Origin of the sequence: Curtobacterium sp. NPDC086286, from assembly GCF_044746255.1 — a bacterium.
GTDB lineage: Bacteria > Actinomycetota > Actinomycetes > Actinomycetales > Microbacteriaceae > Curtobacterium.
This window is the reverse complement of the sequence record NZ_JBIVBW010000004.1, coordinates 251,988-267,616: the sequence shown is the minus strand read 5'-3', so window position 1 is coordinate 267,616 and position 15,629 is coordinate 251,988. Positions and strand designations below refer to the sequence as shown.

13 protein-coding genes and 1 pseudogene are annotated in these 15,629 nt (G+C 68.1%); 8 read left to right on the top strand and 6 right to left on the bottom strand.

What is annotated here, in order from left to right:
- Positions 1–28: 28 nt before the first annotated feature.
- Positions 29–373, bottom strand: a complete 345-nt coding sequence (locus tag ACIPKM_RS09465) for an Lsr2 family protein (RefSeq protein ID WP_309887503.1) — start codon at positions 371–373, stop codon at positions 29–31.
- Between the two features lie 615 nt (positions 374–988).
- Between ACIPKM_RS09465 and ACIPKM_RS09460 the strand changes: the two genes are divergently transcribed.
- Together ACIPKM_RS09460 and ACIPKM_RS09455 are read left to right on the top strand one after the other, a co-directional pair.
- Positions 989–1,243, top strand: a complete 255-nt coding sequence (locus ACIPKM_RS09460; RefSeq protein WP_309887504.1) for a hypothetical protein — start codon at positions 989–991, stop codon at positions 1,241–1,243.
- Positions 1,244–1,345: 102 nt separating this feature from the next.
- A complete protein-coding gene (locus ACIPKM_RS09455; protein WP_309887507.1) occupies positions 1,346–1,777 on the top strand; it encodes a hypothetical protein in 432 nt (143 codons plus the stop codon).
- A gap of 388 nt (positions 1,778–2,165) precedes the next feature.
- Here ACIPKM_RS09455 and ACIPKM_RS09450 read toward each other — a convergent pair whose 3' ends face one another.
- Positions 2,166–2,372 carry a hypothetical protein gene (locus ACIPKM_RS09450; RefSeq protein WP_402736638.1) on the bottom strand — a complete coding sequence of 69 codons (207 nt, stop codon included), beginning with the start codon at positions 2,370–2,372 and terminating at the stop codon, positions 2,166–2,168.
- Between the two features lie 78 nt (positions 2,373–2,450).
- Complete coding sequence (locus tag ACIPKM_RS09445; protein ID WP_309887509.1) at positions 2,451–2,597, bottom strand: hypothetical protein; 147 nt, start codon at positions 2,595–2,597, stop codon at positions 2,451–2,453.
- Between the two features lie 12 nt (positions 2,598–2,609).
- On the opposite strand from ACIPKM_RS09445, the pseudogene ACIPKM_RS09440 reads away from it, so the two are divergent.
- A pseudogene (locus tag ACIPKM_RS09440) lies at positions 2,610–2,738 on the top strand (IS481 family transposase); the annotation flags it as partial.
- Positions 2,739–3,056: 318 nt separating this feature from the next.
- Here the strand turns inward: ACIPKM_RS09440 and ACIPKM_RS09435 are convergent.
- From ACIPKM_RS09435 to ACIPKM_RS09425, 3 genes are all read right to left on the bottom strand, one after another.
- Complete coding sequence (locus tag ACIPKM_RS09435; protein ID WP_396127792.1) at positions 3,057–6,143, bottom strand: alpha-mannosidase; 3,087 nt, start codon at positions 6,141–6,143, stop codon at positions 3,057–3,059.
- Between the two features lie 63 nt (positions 6,144–6,206).
- Positions 6,207–7,547, bottom strand: coding sequence for a 6-phospho-beta-glucosidase (locus tag ACIPKM_RS09430; RefSeq protein ID WP_309887513.1), 1,341 nt, complete (start codon positions 7,545–7,547; stop codon positions 6,207–6,209).
- Positions 7,544–8,299: a DeoR/GlpR family DNA-binding transcription regulator gene (locus tag ACIPKM_RS09425; RefSeq protein WP_309887515.1), complete on the bottom strand. Its 756-nt coding sequence runs from the start codon at positions 8,297–8,299 to the stop codon at positions 7,544–7,546. The genes ACIPKM_RS09430 and ACIPKM_RS09425 overlap by 4 nt, the downstream gene beginning before the upstream one ends.
- Before the next feature lie 116 nt (positions 8,300–8,415).
- On the opposite strand from ACIPKM_RS09425, the gene ACIPKM_RS09420 reads away from it, so the two are divergent.
- The 5 genes from ACIPKM_RS09420 (at position 8,416) to ACIPKM_RS09400 (ending at position 15,603) form a co-directional block, all read left to right on the top strand.
- Positions 8,416–9,420, top strand: coding sequence for a PfkB family carbohydrate kinase (locus ACIPKM_RS09420; RefSeq protein ID WP_309887518.1), 1,005 nt, complete (start codon positions 8,416–8,418; stop codon positions 9,418–9,420).
- Positions 9,421–9,510: 90 nt separating this feature from the next.
- Positions 9,511–10,776, top strand: coding sequence for an extracellular solute-binding protein (locus tag ACIPKM_RS09415; protein ID WP_309887520.1), 1,266 nt, complete (start codon positions 9,511–9,513; stop codon positions 10,774–10,776).
- Entirely contained in the window at positions 10,773–11,729 is a 957-nt protein-coding gene (locus tag ACIPKM_RS09410; RefSeq protein ID WP_309887522.1) for a sugar ABC transporter permease, read from the top strand. Before ACIPKM_RS09415 ends, ACIPKM_RS09410 begins: the two co-directional genes overlap by 4 nt.
- Before the next feature lie 92 nt (positions 11,730–11,821).
- Positions 11,822–12,622, top strand: a complete 801-nt coding sequence (locus tag ACIPKM_RS09405) for a carbohydrate ABC transporter permease (protein ID WP_309887524.1) — start codon at positions 11,822–11,824, stop codon at positions 12,620–12,622.
- Positions 12,619–15,603 carry a glycoside hydrolase family 2 TIM barrel-domain containing protein gene (locus ACIPKM_RS09400; RefSeq protein ID WP_402736637.1) on the top strand — a complete coding sequence of 995 codons (2,985 nt, stop codon included), beginning with the start codon at positions 12,619–12,621 and terminating at the stop codon, positions 15,601–15,603. Before ACIPKM_RS09405 ends, ACIPKM_RS09400 begins: the two co-directional genes overlap by 4 nt.
- The last annotated feature ends 26 nt before the right edge of the window (positions 15,604–15,629 follow it).

Below are 15,629 nucleotides of genomic sequence, written 5' to 3'. Positions count from 1 at the left end.
CGGGTCCCCTGAGGAAGTGTGTTTCGTGTCAGTGTGCGGCGTTGTATGCGTCGCGGACTGCTTGGCTGATGCGGCCGCGGCTGGAGACGTCGTAGCCGTTTGCGTTCGCCCACTCGCGGATCTTCGCAAGCTCGTCTGGGTTGCCACGTTTCGGTGCGGTGCTGCCGGGGTTGCGGGTTTGGCGGCCGCTGACCTTTCGCGCTGCGGCCACGTAATCCGAGAACGCTTCGCGGAGTGCGTCAGCGTTGTTGGCGGTGAGGTCGATCTCGTAGTGGTTACCGTCGAAGGAGAACTGGACGGTCTTGCCCGTGCCTTCTTCGATGGTGTCCCCGGTGAGATCGTCGATGAGGTGAGTGGTGACCTTCTGTGCCACAGAATTCTCCTATCAAGAGAGGCGGGAATGTCCATTGTTGCAGAGGATGGAAAATAGTGGGTCAGTCTAAGGAGAAAGACAGGTTCCTTCTCGACCATAAGGACGTTCCATATATCACTGAGCGTGTGAAAGTCACCGCACGTCCCTTTCTCCCAGGAGACTCGCAAGCCAAGCTCGACGCGGCCGCGGTGGAACGTTTCGTGTCGGCCACAGCGGGCGATCCTGACACGCGTATGGCCGTACTCGGAGTACTTCGGACACACGCGGCGAACGGCGCTGAGGTGGTGCTCTCCGGGACTGCGTTGCTGATCTCGGTTGCCGGCGTGATCCTCGCGGCTCTCCGGGGTGGTGCTGGCGATGGCTGGTCTGTTCTCGTCTCCGCGGCTGAAGCGGCTGCCCTCTTTGGTGTCGTCTTGTGGGTACTCAAGCGAGCTGGAGCCGCACACGTCCGCAAGCTCACTGCACTGGCGTGGTTGGGCGCGTACGAGGACGCGTTGCGGCGTGAGCCGCGGCCAGCGCGTTCTCGTTGGTTGGGTAAGTGACCCAGCAGGTCAGCGTGAACACTCACTGTTGGTGTCGTGTGCCGGCGATCGGTCCTCGTTTAGCCTGATCCGTATGAACTCTTCGGGACTGCGTGCGCAGCAGGTCGACCCTCGGGACGTACAGACGGAGTACGAGACCTCCGTGTATCGGGTGTATTTCGTGGACAGCAATGGGTCAACCGACGAGTACAGGCTCGAGGGTGCTGACGACGTGCGGCAGGTTCTTGCGTGGGCTGACGAGCACGCGGCGGGGCGCGGGTTTGACCTCTACGTGGAGACCGAGGGGCGCACTGGCAAGCGCCTCGATTTGCTCGTTAAGCAGCGGTGACACAGACGGGGAGGTGCCCACGAGAGTGGATACCTCCCCGTAGCCCCGTGTGTCCTAAAAGATCGCGGCGCTGGCCGCCTGACGACCGAGGACATGCAGACCATGACCGACAGCACGTCGAACCCGCCACGGTGGGAATGGGCGAGGCCGGCCGCCGAGCCATCCCAGCCGGCCGACGTGTTCGCCGGGCCTGCGGACTACGACGAGCTCGCAGCGCCGCCGGCGCCAGCGCGTGAGATCCCGATGGGGGAGTTCACCGAACGGGAGTGGGCGATCTTCCGAAAGGGACAGCGGTGGGGCTGGGAATCCCGGCAAGCCGAGGTCGACACCGCGTGGAACGCCTACAACGCCGCTGACTTCGACGCCGACCGGTACTACCGAGCCGCGTACGACCCCCACAACCACGACTGTGCAATCCACGCCAACAAGGGCCCGTACCAGGGTGCTCGCACCCGCCTGTTGCAGTGGGACTACTGGCCCGAGGAAGAAGAACAGCTCCCACCCGATCAGCATCAAGGGGATACGAGGCTATGACCAGCACCACCGCATTAACCGTCAGCGACGACATGAACGTGACCCTCCGCCGCGATGGGCGCTGTTCGGGGTTCAGCCCCAGAACCCCGTGTGGGTGGCGGCGGCTTCTTCCTCGAGGAGTGGCCCCGTGATGGTGATGTCTCGTCCGCCGTCTGCGAATACGAGTCTGCAGGGGTGGTTGAGCGTCGTGTTGTCGGGGTGGTTGCCAGTGAGGGCCAGGAGGCCAATTGCAGCGACCGCCGGCCGTGCGGCCCCCACTCGCAGATCCAGCCGCCAAAGCCGAAGCCGTCGCAGCATTAGACCCAGGCCTCAGGCACGCTCATGCAGAGCACTGGCGGGAACCCGGTTCCCGGATTCCCGCCAGCAAGTCACCGCTTCGCGGCGCTTGTTACTTGCTCTTCTTGTGCGAGGTCTGCGTGGTGCTGGGGTGCGACTTTGCGTACTTCGACGTCACGTACTTGCCAGTGATCGAGCTTTGCGACGAACCGCTGCTGCTCTTGCCGGACTTGGCCATGACTCCGCGCTCCTTCCTGCCGCGAACGAGCGGACGGTCCACCCTCTTCGACACCACCATGGCCACTCGGTAATCGCGCATGTTGTGATGCGACACGCCGCTGACCACTACATGTAGTGGTTGGCGGCGCAATCGGTGGTCGCGGGAGATCCGTGGCGCTTAGAATCCGCCGGCGGGCCGCGCCTGGTAGTGCTCCTCGAGCGCAGTGATCTCGTCGGGAGTGAGGTCGATGTCGACCGCGGCGGAAGACCATCCGAGGCCTGCGGCCCCTCCTGGCTTGATGGAGTTGTCTAGTTCTGCCGTCACCAGGAGGCCTCTGTGTCCCACGCTAATGCCCGTTTGACGGTGCACGGACGGCGATTGCTCGTCGCTCGTGGCATTCAGGACCACCGTCCCGTCGCTCATGTCGCCAAGGAGCTCGGCGTCTCGCGGCAGTGTGCGCACCGTCGCTCGTAATCTGAACGAGTACGGATTGGCGATCGTCGCGCGACGTAGAGCGTTTGACGAGCTCGTCGGCTTCAAGTGTCTTGATGCGGTGAGCGATTCAGCTCTTGTCTAAGCCCGAGCCGGTTCGGAGGATCCGCGCTTGCAGGCGGCCACCGGGGGCGGTCGATAGCGCTTCGAGGATTTTACAGTCCGGCGGAGTTCGTCGCATGACGCTCGATCGTGTGGCTCACGTCACGGCACCGACCTCTTGGCTGAGCTGTTGCAGTGCCCGCCACAGCCGTTCTTCGCTTTGGGAGAGATGCCCGCGTCAGGCTACCTTCATGATGCGACACGCGGTCGGATCCGCAGCGTCACGACCTGGAACGGCCGTAGCCCGAGCCGGACACGCCCACCGTCCTTCGTGAAGCGGCGGGCCGTGAGGGTCGGATCGGTGAGCGGACGTTCACGGAGGTCCACCTGCTCGACCGAGACAGCATCGATTCGGAGGTCGAGTTCTCCGTCGGTGCGAGCACCCAGTGCTTCATACACACGCACGATGACATCTCCGGATCGGTCATCGGCAAGCTTGACGGATTCCACCCGAATGCCGGAGGAAGTTGCAACGACAGGAGCACTGATCACGGCCGCCGCAGGTTCTCCTTTCACGACGCGGAGCGGCAGGTTTTGGTCGTACCCGCTTGCGACAACGTCCGCGATCGATGCTCCAGGGTGCACGGCGTAGGCGAAAGTGTGATGGCCGAGGTCCTGCTGAGGGTCGGGCGACTGCGCGCCGCGGACCAGGCTGAGGCGGATCTCGGTTTCCACCTCACCAGTGCTGCCCACGTGACGGGTGATGTCGTGCCCGTAGGTGCCGGCGTTCGTGACGCCGATGCCGTAGCCAGGCTCCTCGACGTGCACCCAGCGGTGTGCCATCACCTCGAAGCGGGCGTCGTCCCACGAGGTGTTCGTGTGCGTCGGGCGGCGCAGGTGCCCGAACTGGATCTCCGCACTGTGATGCTGCGCGTGCACGACGAATGGCAGTGAGGCCTTGAGGAGCTTCTCGCGTTCGCGCCAGTCCAGATCGATCCCGAGGTGGACGCGCACGTCATCGGCGTGTACTGCGATGGTCTGCACGAGCTCGGAGGAACCGAACAGCCGGCGGATCCGCACCGTAGCGCGCAGGTCACCGTCGGTGACGAGCTCGACGGACTGTGCACCCCGCAGCTCGATGAACGAGTTCCGGTAGTGCGCATCGATGTCCCAGGCATCCCATGCATTCGGGAGGTCCTCGTGCAGGTACAGCAGGTTCGCGGCGCGGTCGGTGGGCACGAGCTCCCGATCGTGTGCGAGGTCGACGATCGAATCGATGAGTCCCTCACTGTCGACGTGCACGCGCACCAGGCCGTTGTCGAGCACGACGCCGATCGCGTCGTGCGTGGCGGTCACCGGATTGGTGGGTGTGAGGACCGTCAGCGGAGAGAGCGCGTGGGCGCGGGCCTCGACCACCCCGACGGGTGCGCCAGTTTCGTCTGCAACGAGTTCACGTCGGTCGTGGTCCGCCGCGTTCACGACGACGCCGACCGCTCCGAGATAGGAGAGCGCGCGCAGGATGAGCTGATCGATCTCGGCGTGGTTCCGCCGGTAGGTGTCCTCGTTCTCCTCGTGTACCCATTGGATGGACGAACCGGGCAGGATGTCGTGGAACTGTTGGAGCAGCGTGGCCTGCCACAGCTCGTCGAAGCACTCGTATGGATATGCGGCGCCCTGCAACGCTGCAGCGGTCCACCACAGCTCGGCTTCACGGAGCAGGTGCTCGGCTTTCCGATTGCCGCGCTTCTCGCGGGCGTGCGAGGTGAACGTCCCGCGGTGCAGCTCGAGGTAGAGCTCGCCAACCCAAGTCGGTGCGTCGGGGTACTCCTCGCGGGCCCGGGCGAAGAAGTCGTCGGGGCGCTCGATCTCGACGCGGGGCGAGCCCTCGAGTGACTCGACCCGGCGCTGGCGCTCCATCATCTCGCGGATCGGTCCGCCGCCGCCGTCGCCGTAGCCGAAGGGCACGAGGGAAGTCGTCGCTGCACCCTTCTCCCGGAACTGCCGAACGGCGTGATGCAGCTCCTCGCCCTCGAGCGTCGAGTTGTAGGTGTCGATCGGCGGGAAATGCGTGAAGATCCGCGACCCGTCGATGCCCTCCCACCAGAACGTGTGGTGCGGGAACGTGTTCGTCTGGTTCCACGACAGCTTCTGGGTGAGGAACCAGTCGAGTCCCGCGAGCCGGGCGATCTGCGGGAACGCGGCGGTGTAGCCGAAGGAGTCGGGCAACCAGATGCCGTGCGTCTCGACGCCGAGCTCGTCCGCGAAGAACCGCAGACCCTGCGTGACCTGACGCACCATGGCCTCACCGCCGGGCAGGTTGCCGTCCGGCTCGATCCACTGTGAGCCGACGACGATCCACTGCCCGCGGGCGATGGCAGCCTTGATGCCCTCGAACACCGCGGGGTAGTGCTCCTTGACCCAGGCGTACTGCTGGGCGCTCGACGCCGCGAACTTGAAGTCCGGGTACTGCTCGGCCAGTGCCAGCACGTTCGAGAACGTCCGGCCGGTCTTGCGCTTCGTTTCCCGGATCGGCCAGAGCCAGGCGGAGTCGATGTGCGCGTGCCCGATACCGCTGAGCCGGTGGGCGGACGGGTTCGCCGGGCTCGCGAGAGCGCCGGCGAGCTCGGCCCGGGCCGCGGCGGCAGTGCCGACGATGTCGTCGAGCGCGAGGGCGTCCATCGCACGCTCGAGGTCGCGGAGCACCTCCTGGCGACGCGGATCCGTCTCCGGCAGCTCCTTGACCATTTGGAAGAGCACCTCGACGTCGAAGCGCAGCGCCCAGACCTCAGGCTCGAAGACCGCGAGTACAGCGGTGCGGAACGTGTAGATCGGCGTCTCGGGTGCGGTCTTCTTCGAGCCGAACCGCGTCGGGACGAACTCGTTGACGAGGATGTCCGGGTTCGCCGCGGCCTCGAGGTAGAGGTGCACCTGCTCGCCGCCCTGCGCCTCGTCGGCGATGCGGAGGTAGTGGTTGCGGGGGTGGATGCCCTTGATCGGTGTGCCGTCCGGCGTGTGCAGGAGTCCTTCGGCCTGGTTGCCGGGCCAGTCGCCCTGGAACCCCGGGTCCACGAGGAGCTCGACCGTTCGGCCGGCCCATTCCGCGGGGACCGTCCCGGTGACCTTGAACCACCAGGTAGACCATGCCCGGCCCCACTGCTCGCCGACCGCGAACGGCTGGTACTCGGCCGTCAGTGCCTCGGCCGCGGGCACGGGTTCGTCCGGTACCTGCCACGCGGCGAGGTCGACGGGCGTCCTGGCCTGGTGGACGGCCGGGACGATGCGTTCGTTCAGGACGCGCTCGATGCGCGCCTCGACGAGCTTCTGGTTCTGGTGCATGGGCGGGGTCTCCACGGGCGGGCGCCTCCAGGTCGCGGATCAGGAACGACCTGGAGGCGCGGTTCAGGAAAGGTAGGACAGGTGCGGGAATGAGGAGCGCGCGTCCTCCAGCAGGGCGCGGGCGACACGAACGGAGTCGACGAGCGGGTGGTGCGCGAGGGCGCGTAGCGCTGCTGCCCGGTCACCGTGCAGCGCCGCCTGGACGGTCTGGCGTTCGACGTACTTGACGGTGGTGACCGTGCCGAGTCCGAAGTCCGGGACACGGGCGCCCGGGATCGGGTGCGCTCCGGAGGCGTCCACCATGCAGGGGATCTCGACGACGGCGTCGTCGTCCACACCAGTGAGCGCGCCCCGGTTCCGGACGTTGAGGATGAGCCGGGCGCGCTGGTCGTACGCGATGCCGCGCATGAGCGACAGCGCGACGTCCTCGTAGCCACCCGAGGTCATGTCCTCGACGTCGCGCTCGCCCATGCCGGCGGAGTCCCGGTTCGTCGCCATGTAGCTGGCTTCGCGCTCGTTGCGGCTGTCCTGCCACGCCCGGTACGGGTGCTCGCACGCGCCGGCGACGGTCCAGAAGCGGTCCTGCTGCTCGACGAGGTACCGGGCACGGGTGTGCGGTGCGTACTGGTCGGCCTGCAGGACGTCGCGGCGATACGAGTAGTAGTGCAGGTACTCGTTGGGCAGCGCGCCGAGGGCCTGGATCCACTCGGCGCCGAAGAGCTTGCCCTCTTCGAAGGACTCGATCTTGCCGACGTCCGCGAGGACCTCCGGCAGGCGGTCGACTCCGTCGACGCGCACGGCGGTCAGCCAGCCGAGGTGGTTGAGGCCCGCGTATTCGAGCTCGACGTCGGGGCCGTGCTGGACACCGAGGGTGCCGAGCGCCCGCCGGGCGAGGCCAATCGGGGAGTCGCAGATGCCGATGACCCGCTCGCCGAGCACCGTGGACATCGCCTCGGTCACGACGCCCGCGGGGTTCGTGAAGTTGATCACCCACGCGTCGGGGGCGAGCCGCTTGACGGTGTGCGCAAGCTCCATGACGGTGGGCAGCGTCCGGAGGGCGTAGGAGATCCCGCCGAATCCGACGGTCTCCTGCCCGATCACGCCGTGCGACTGGCCGATCCGTTCGTCGGTCGCGCGGCCCTCCATGCCCGCGACCCGGATGGCCGAGAAGACGAAGTCCGCGCCGGGCAACGCGTCCTCGACGTCGGCATGCACGCTCACCGTGGGCGCGTCTGGCACGCCTTCGGCCTGGTCGGTGAGGATCCGCGCCATCGTGCGGAGGCGGTCGACGTCGACGTCGACGAGTGCGACTTCCGTGACGCGGCCGGGCTCGTGGTCGCGCATCAGGGCGGAGTACACGAGCGGTGTGCGGAAGCCGCCACCGCCGATCATGACGAGCTTCATGCGACGATAACCTCCACGCCGTGCGCGGCGAACGCGGCGGCAACCGGGACCGGCGGTTCGTCGTCGGTAACGATCCGCACGATCGAACTAGGCAGGTCGATGCGCGCCGCCCCGGTGCCGGGGAACTTGTTGCTGTCGGCGAGGACGGTGACCTCGTCGCACGCATCCGCGATTGCCTGCTTGATGGGGACCTGCGCGATCGTGGTATCGCGCAGGTCCCCGGTTGTCGAGATCCCGCTGACGCCGAGGAAGGCGTGGTCGGCGCGGATCAGTCGGAGCGAGTCGGTGGTCAGGTGCCCCGAGACCGAGTGGTAAACGGGGTCGTAGTCGCCCGGCAGGAGCACGAGGTGTACGGCCGGGTCGTCCTTGAGGAGCTCGAACACGGCCATGTTCGCCGTGATCACGGTGATCGGACGGCCGCGGAGCAGGTCGGCGAGCTGCAGCACCGTCGTGCCGATGTCGAGCACGATCGTGTGGCCGTCCTCGACCAGGCGCGCCGCGGCCTCGGCGATCCGGCGCTTCGCAGTGCGGTTGACGGTCTCGACCTCGAGGAACGGGGAGTCGCCCTCGTGGGCGTCGGGGAGGACGGCGCCACCGTGCGTCCGCCGCAGCAGACCGGCGTCGTCGAGGCGCTGCAGGTCACGCCGGATCGTCGCGACGCTCGACCCGGTGGCGGCGGCGAGGTCGGAGACCGACGCGGCGCGCGACGTCCGGAGGTGGTCGAGGATGGCGAGATCGCGGATGTCCTTCACGCCGATCAGCATACCGATCAACTTCGCTCAAGATGCAATTGTTTTCAACCAAAAAGATGCGTGTATTCGATCGAACTGTGTTAGAAAGTGCTCACACGCCGACCGATGGAGCAGCGATGGACGACCGACGAACTTCGAGCACCGATGCCGACGTGCTCGTCGCGGGCCTGCTCTTCTTCGACGCGGTGTTCGCCGACCTGCCGCACGGCCCTGTGCTCGGACAGGAGCACTGGACTCCGCACTTCGCCTGGACACCAGGCGGCATCGCGAACTTCGCCATCGCCGCCGCGCGACTCGGTGCGTCCACGGACGTCGCCGCGGTGATCGGCGACGATGAGCTCAGCGGCCTCTGCCGCGCCGCGCTCGCCCGCGAGGGGATCGGCACTGCGTTGCTCCGCCGTGCTCCGGGATGGTCGATTCCCGTAAGCGCCTGCATGGGCTACGACCACGACCGAGCCATCGTCACCGGCGGGACGGCGGCTCCCGTCCCGCTGCCGGAACTGCTCCCAGCGCAGGGCGGACGGGTCGCCGCCCTGCACGTCGACGAGACGACCGCCGACTGGGTCCGGACGAGCGCGAACCGCGGGACCCGGGTCTTCGCCGACGTCGGCTGGGACACCACCGGGTCGTGGGACCCCGCCCTGCTCGACGCCGTCGACGGTGCCTACGCCTTCACGCCGAACGACCGCGAGGCCATGGCCTACACCCGGACCGGCGACGCCCGTACCGCCGCCCGGACCCTCGCCGAGCGGGTGCCGCTCAGTGTCGTCACGCTCGGCGGCGACGGCGTCGTGGCCGTCGACTCGTCCACCGGCGAGGAGGTCATCGCGCCGCCCGTCCGAGTGCGCGCCGTCGACGCGACCGGTGCCGGCGACGTCTTCTGCGCAGCGCTCGCGGTCGCGTCCCTCGAGGACCGTCCACTGCGCGAGCGCATCGACTTCGCGGCGCTCGTCGCCGCGATCACCGTGTCCCGACCCGGCGGCGCCTCGACCGCGCCCCGACGGGACGAACTCGCACCGTGGCTGGCTGCCAACCCGGCCGCCGCGGACCGGGACCGGTACGGCTTCGTCACCACGGGCCTCCCGGCAGCGACCGCCGAACCGGCGGACCGCGCCCACTGAACCCCCAGCTCCGCCACCCCAGCCCCACCAGCAAAGCCCCATTAGTTTCCCCGCTCTTCCTCCCCCTTCCACCCGACCACAGGAGACTCCATGCGCACCACCACGAAGCGACGCCGCACCGCCGCGGTCCTCGCCACCGCGGTCGCCGCGGCACTCATCCTCTCCGGCTGCTCCGCCGGATCGTCCGCCTCCGACGGCAAGCTCACCGCGTGGCTCTGGCCCGGCGCCCTCGGCGACTCCGTCGTCTCGAGCGCGAAGAAGGAGTTCGCCTCGGACAAGCTGCAGGTGAACGTGATCGGCGGTGACTTCAAGCAGAAGCTCGTCACGACGTTCACCGGCAAGACGAACGTGCCGTCGATCACCGGCGTCAAGGGCGAGGACATGCCCTACTTCCTGCAGCAGTCGAGCCTCTTCACCGACCTGAAGTCGCTCGTCCCCGCGTCCTACCTCGCGCAGTTCCCGAAGTGGAAGCTCGCCGAAGCCACCACGTCGGACGGCAAGCTCATCGGCATCCCGACGGACATCGGTCCCTCGGCCCTGTTCTACCGCGAGGACGTCCTCGCCAAGGCCGGGCTGCCGAGCGAGCCCGCAGCGGTCGCCGACGCCACGAGCACGTGGGACAAGTACTTCGCGTTCGGCAAGCAGCTCAAGGCGAAGACCGGGGCCTCGCTTGAGGTGTCCATGGGCGACGTCTTCAGCTGGTCGATGGCGCAGGCCGACAGTGGCTTCGTGAGCAAGTCGGGCAAGTTCACCGGCGACAGCGCGACGGTGAAGGAGGCCTGGGACCGCGCCGTGACCGCCGAGAAGGCCGGCATCGTCGCGAACATCGAGGACGGTAGCCCGGACTGGGCGTCGGCTGTCAACCAGGGCAAGATCCCGACTGTCATCGGCGCGGCGTGGCACGCCGGCGACATCAAGAGCGCCGCACCTGACACCTCGGGGAAGTGGCGTGTTACCGCGACCCCGGGCGGCCCCGGCAATGCGGGCGGCTCGTTCCTCACCATCCCCGCGGCGACCTCGGACAAGAAGGCAGCCCTCAAGGTGATCGAGGCGCTAGTCGCCCCGTCCGCGCAGGCCACCACGTACAGCCAGGTCGGCAACTTCCCGTCCTCGTCGAAGGCCCTCTCCGAGTCGGCGCTGACCAAGGGCGACTCGTTCTTCGGCGGACAGGACACCGTTTCGGTCTTCCAGAAGTCGATCGAGTCGATGCCGACGAAGTACACCAGCCCCTACGACGCGCAGGTGTCGGCCCCGTACCTGGTCGAGCTGACCAACATCCAGGGCGGCAAGGACCCGGACCAGGCGTGGAACGACGCGGTGAAGGCCGCGAAGTCAGCCCTGGAATCAGCGAAGTGACCGCGTCCGTCGCGCCGTCGCTGGCGGGGCCGGGTCCCACGACCCGGCCTCGCCGGCGGGGCATCCGCCGCACCTGGCCGATGTACCTCGCGGTCGCACCGTTCTTCATCCTGTTCCTCGTCTTCGGGCTCTACCCGACGATGTACTCGCTCGTCCTGTCGTTCCAGGACTGGAACGGACTGGGCGACCCCACGTGGGTCGGCCTCGAGAACTTCCAGAAGCTCTTCACCGACCCGACGTTCTACCTCTCCATCAGGAACACGTTCGTCATCTTCGCGCTGTCGACGTTCCCGATGCTCGTCATCGCGATCGTCATCGCCGCGATGCTTAACAGCGCCGTCCGCTACAGCACGGCGTTCCGGATCGCCTACTTCATCCCGAACATCACGTCGGTCGTCGCGATGGCGGTGCTGTTCGGCTCGATCTTCGGGCAGAACTTCGGGCTCGCGAACACGCTGCTGCACGCGATCGGCCTCCCCGCCGTCCCGTGGCTGAGCACGCCGTTCGGCATCCAGGTCACGGTGTCGCTGCTCATCACGTACCAGTGGACCGGGTACAACGCGATCATCTTCCTCGCCGGCATGCAGTCCATCGGTGGCGAGGTCTACGAAGCCGCGAAGATCGACGGCGCCGGGGCGTTCCGGAGTTTCTTCTCGATCACCCTGCCGCTGCTGCGTCCCACAGTGATCTTCGTGCTCGTCGTCAGCACCATCACCGGCCTCCAGAGCTTCACGGAGGCCCAGGTTCTCACCACCACAGCCGGCTCGACGAACAGCGGTGGTGCCGGGCAGGGCGGCCTGACGATGGTCCTGTACTTCTACCAGCAGGCCTTCGGCTTCAACCGCTTCGGGTACGGCGCCGCGATCGCCTGGGGCGTGTTCCTCATCGTCGTCGTGTTCACCATCATCAGCTGGCGGTTCACCGCCGGCCGGAAGGAAGAGGCACGCTCGTGACCGCCCTGACCCGCCCCGCGAACACCGTGCCTGCCACCCGCGCAACCGTCACCCGTCGACCCCGACGCCGACGCGGCCCCGGGGCTCCTCGCGTGGTGCTCTACACACTGCTGACCATCGGCGCGGTGATCTCGATCTTCCCGCTGTACTGGCTGTTCGTGATGGCGAGTAACACGACGAGTGACATCTACAAGTCACCGCCCGTCTTCGTTCCGGGTCCGTGGCTGTTCCAGAACATCGGCGAGGTCTTCGACAAGATCAACTTCGGCGGCGCGCTGCTCAACACGGTCATCGTCTCGGTGAGCGTCACGGTGCTCGTGCTCTTCTTCGACTCGCTCGCCGCCTTCACCTTCGCGAAGTTCGACTTCCCGCTGCGGAGGACCCTCTTCACGATCGTGCTCGTGACGTTCATGCTTCCGATGCAGCTGTCGATCATCCCGCAGTTCATCACCATGACAAACCTCGGCTGGGTGGGGCACCTGCAGGCGCTCATCGTCCCGGCGGCGGCGAACGCCTTCGGCATCTTCTGGCTGCGGCAGTACATCCTTTCGAGCGTTCCCGACGAGCTGATGGATGCCGCCGTGATCGACGGCGCCGGGTTCTTCCGGCAGTGGTGGACGGTCTGCATCCCGCTCATCCGACCGGGCCTGGGATTCCTCGGCATCTTCACGTTCATCGGCTCATGGAACGACTACCTCTGGCCCCTCATCGTTCTGAACGACCCGAACCACCTGACGCTGCAGGTGGCGATGGCGCAGCTGAACACGACGTTCGCGAACAACTACAGCATGGTCATGGCCGGCGCCCTGCTGTCCGTTCTGCCGCTGCTCGTGGTGTTCCTCATCGGCGCGCGGCAGTTCATCGGGGACATCGCGAAGGGCGCGATCAAGTGACGGCTCCCGGAGCCGTCGGACCGATCGGCACGACCGCTCCGGGGTCCGACTCGCGATTACCACCGCGCGCCCGACTCCGTTCGGACGCCAAGACACTGTCGCTGGACGGTACGTGGCGCTTCCGGCTGCACGACCGAGTACCGCGGGATGAGGTCGACGGCGTCCCTCCGTTCGCGGCCACCCCGGCCGGAGTGGCCGACGTAACCGAGCCCGTTTGGTCTGACCTCCCCGTCCCCTCGCACTGGGTCCTCCACGGTCACGGCGCGCCCGCCTATACGAACATCCGCTACCCCTTCCCGGTCGATCCACCCCACGTGCCCGACCGCAACCCGACGGGCGACCACGTCCGGACCGTGGACCTGCCGGACTGGTGGCCCGCCGGAGGCCGAACGCTGCTCCGGCTGGACGGGGCCGAGTCCCTCGCACGGGTCTGGGTGAACGGCCGGGCGGTCGGGTGGTCGACGGGCAGCCGTCTCACGACCGAGTACGACGTGACTGAGCACCTGCGGCCCGGTGCGAACACGGTGGCGATCCGCGTGCACCAGTGGTCGCAGGGGAGCTACCTCGAGGACCAGGACCAGTGGTGGCTGCCCGGTGTGTTCCGCTCCGTCACCCTCGAACACCGCCCGGACGGCGGCCTCGATGACGTCTTCGTCACCGCCGACCGCGACCCGGCGAGCGGCCGTGGCACCCTTGTCGTCGAGACGGTCACCACCGCGACACAGGTCACGGTCCGTCTGCCCGAGACCGGCCTGGAGGCACAGGTCACTCCCGGCACGCCTGCCCGGGTCGACGTCGGGACGGTGGACGCGTGGTCCGCCGAGGAGCCGCGGCTCTACGACGTCGCTGTCGCCACAGACGCCGAGACGGTGCGACTCCGCGTCGGGTTCCGCCGGGTCGAGGTCGTCGACGACCGGCTACTCGTCAACGGCGTGCCGCTCGTGTTTCACGGCGTCAACCGGCACGAGACCCATCCGGACCGTGGCCGGGTGTTCGACGAGGTCACCCTTCGCGCCGACCTGTCGCTCATGAAGCGGCACGGTGTGCAAGCGATCCGGACCGCGCACCAGCCGCCGCACCCGCGCTTCCTCGAACTGGCCGACGAGTACGGCTTCTGGGTCGTGCTCGAATGCGACCTCGAGACACACGGCTTCTGGGAGGTCGGCTGGTCGGGCAACCCGTCGGACGACCCCGCCTGGCGAGACGCGTACCTCGACCGGGTCCGCCGGACCGTCGAACGCGACAAGAACCACCCGTCGGTCGTGGTCTGGTCCCTCGGCAACGAGTCCGGTACAGGGCGCAACCTCGCCGCGATGGCCGACTGGATCCGCCGCCGCGACCCGTCCCGACCGATCCACTACGAGGGCGACACCGAGGGTGCGTACACCGACCTGTACTCGCGCATGTACCCGACGCTCGAGGAGATCGACTCGGTCTGCGGTGACCTCGCCATGCCCGTGCACGAGGTCGGTCCGGCAGCCGGTGCCCGGCAACGCGCGAAGCCGTTCGTCCTGTGCGAGTACGGCCACGCCATGGGTAACGGTCCCGGCTCGCTCGCCGACTACCAGGACCGCTTCGAACGCTGGTCGCGGCTGCACGGCGGGTTCGTGTGGGAGTGGCGAGACCACGGCATCCTGACCACCACCGCTGACGGGTCCACGTACTTCGGGTACGGCGGCGACTTCGGCGAGCCGGTGCACGACGGTGTCTTCGTGATGGACGGGCTTGTCCTGTCCGACGGCACGCCGAGCCCGGCACTGGCCGACCTCGGCGCGCTTTGGGCACCGGTCCGCTTCACTCGCACGGGGTCGTCGCTCATCGTCCACTCGCAGCGGGCGCATGCCGACACGGCGGACCTGGCCGTGTCGTGGGAGCTTCGCGTCGATGGACGGGTGGTCGACGGCGGAGCGCTGGACGTGCCTCCCGTCCGCCCGGGGCGCGACGTCATCGTCGCGTTGCCGAGCGACGCGGTCGCGCCGCGCAGGGGCCGGGAGGCGCACCTCACGCTCCGGGCTTCCCTCCGGCGGGACACCGTCTGGGCGCCGCGTGGTCAGGTTGTGGCCGAGGTCCAGACCCCTGTCGAGGTCGTGCCGTTGACGCCGTCGGCGCGCCTGTCCGGCACGCTGCCGACCGCGGCGGTCTTCGGCGAGGACGGGGCGTTGCGGTCGTGGTTCGGCATCGACGTCGCCGTCCTGGTGCCCGAGCTCTGGCGCGCACCGACCGAGAACGACCGGGCGTGCGGCCAGGGCTCCTACGAGACGACGTCGCCGGAGCTCAGCGCTGGCCGGGGTGACGAGTCCGTGCCGCCCTCAGCCGACCGGTGGCGGGAGCGGGGACTCGACCGGCTGACGCACCGTGTGACGGCGGTGGAGAACGAGGGCGGGGTGCTCGTGCAGCGCTTGCGGTCGATGCCGGCCGGCACGGGGTCCGGCATCGACTCGGAGTTCCGCTGGTCGGGTGACGGCGACGACCTGCGGCTGCGCTGGAGCGCCGTGCCCGTCGGGCCGTGGGACTGCACCTGGCCGCGGATCGGCCTGCACCTGGACCTGCCGGACGACCTCGGTGACGCGGTCGAGTGGTGGGGGACCGGCCCGCACGAGTCCTATCCGGACGCTGCCAACGGCGTCGTCATCGGCCGGTTCGCGTCCTCCGTCGACGCCCTCGGCGTCCGGTACGCACGGCCGCAGGAGACCGGGCACCGTCCTGGCCTCCGGGAGCTGCGCATCGGACGGCTTTGTATCGACGCCCAGCGCGGTGCCGGTGCGGACCTGCCCGGGTTCCAGCTCGCCCGGCACACGGCGCAGCAGTGGGACCGGGCGGAGCACCCGCACGAGCTTGCTCCGTCCGATCGCCTGCACCTGTACCTCGACGCCGCGCAGCACGGGCTCGGCTCGCGGGCGTGCGGACCGGACGTGCTACCGCGGTTCGCGCTGTGGCCGCGGCAGGTCGCGCTCGAGATGGTGTTCCGCTCGTCGTCGTGAGCGCGGGGCCCGGCGCAGGACCGGGG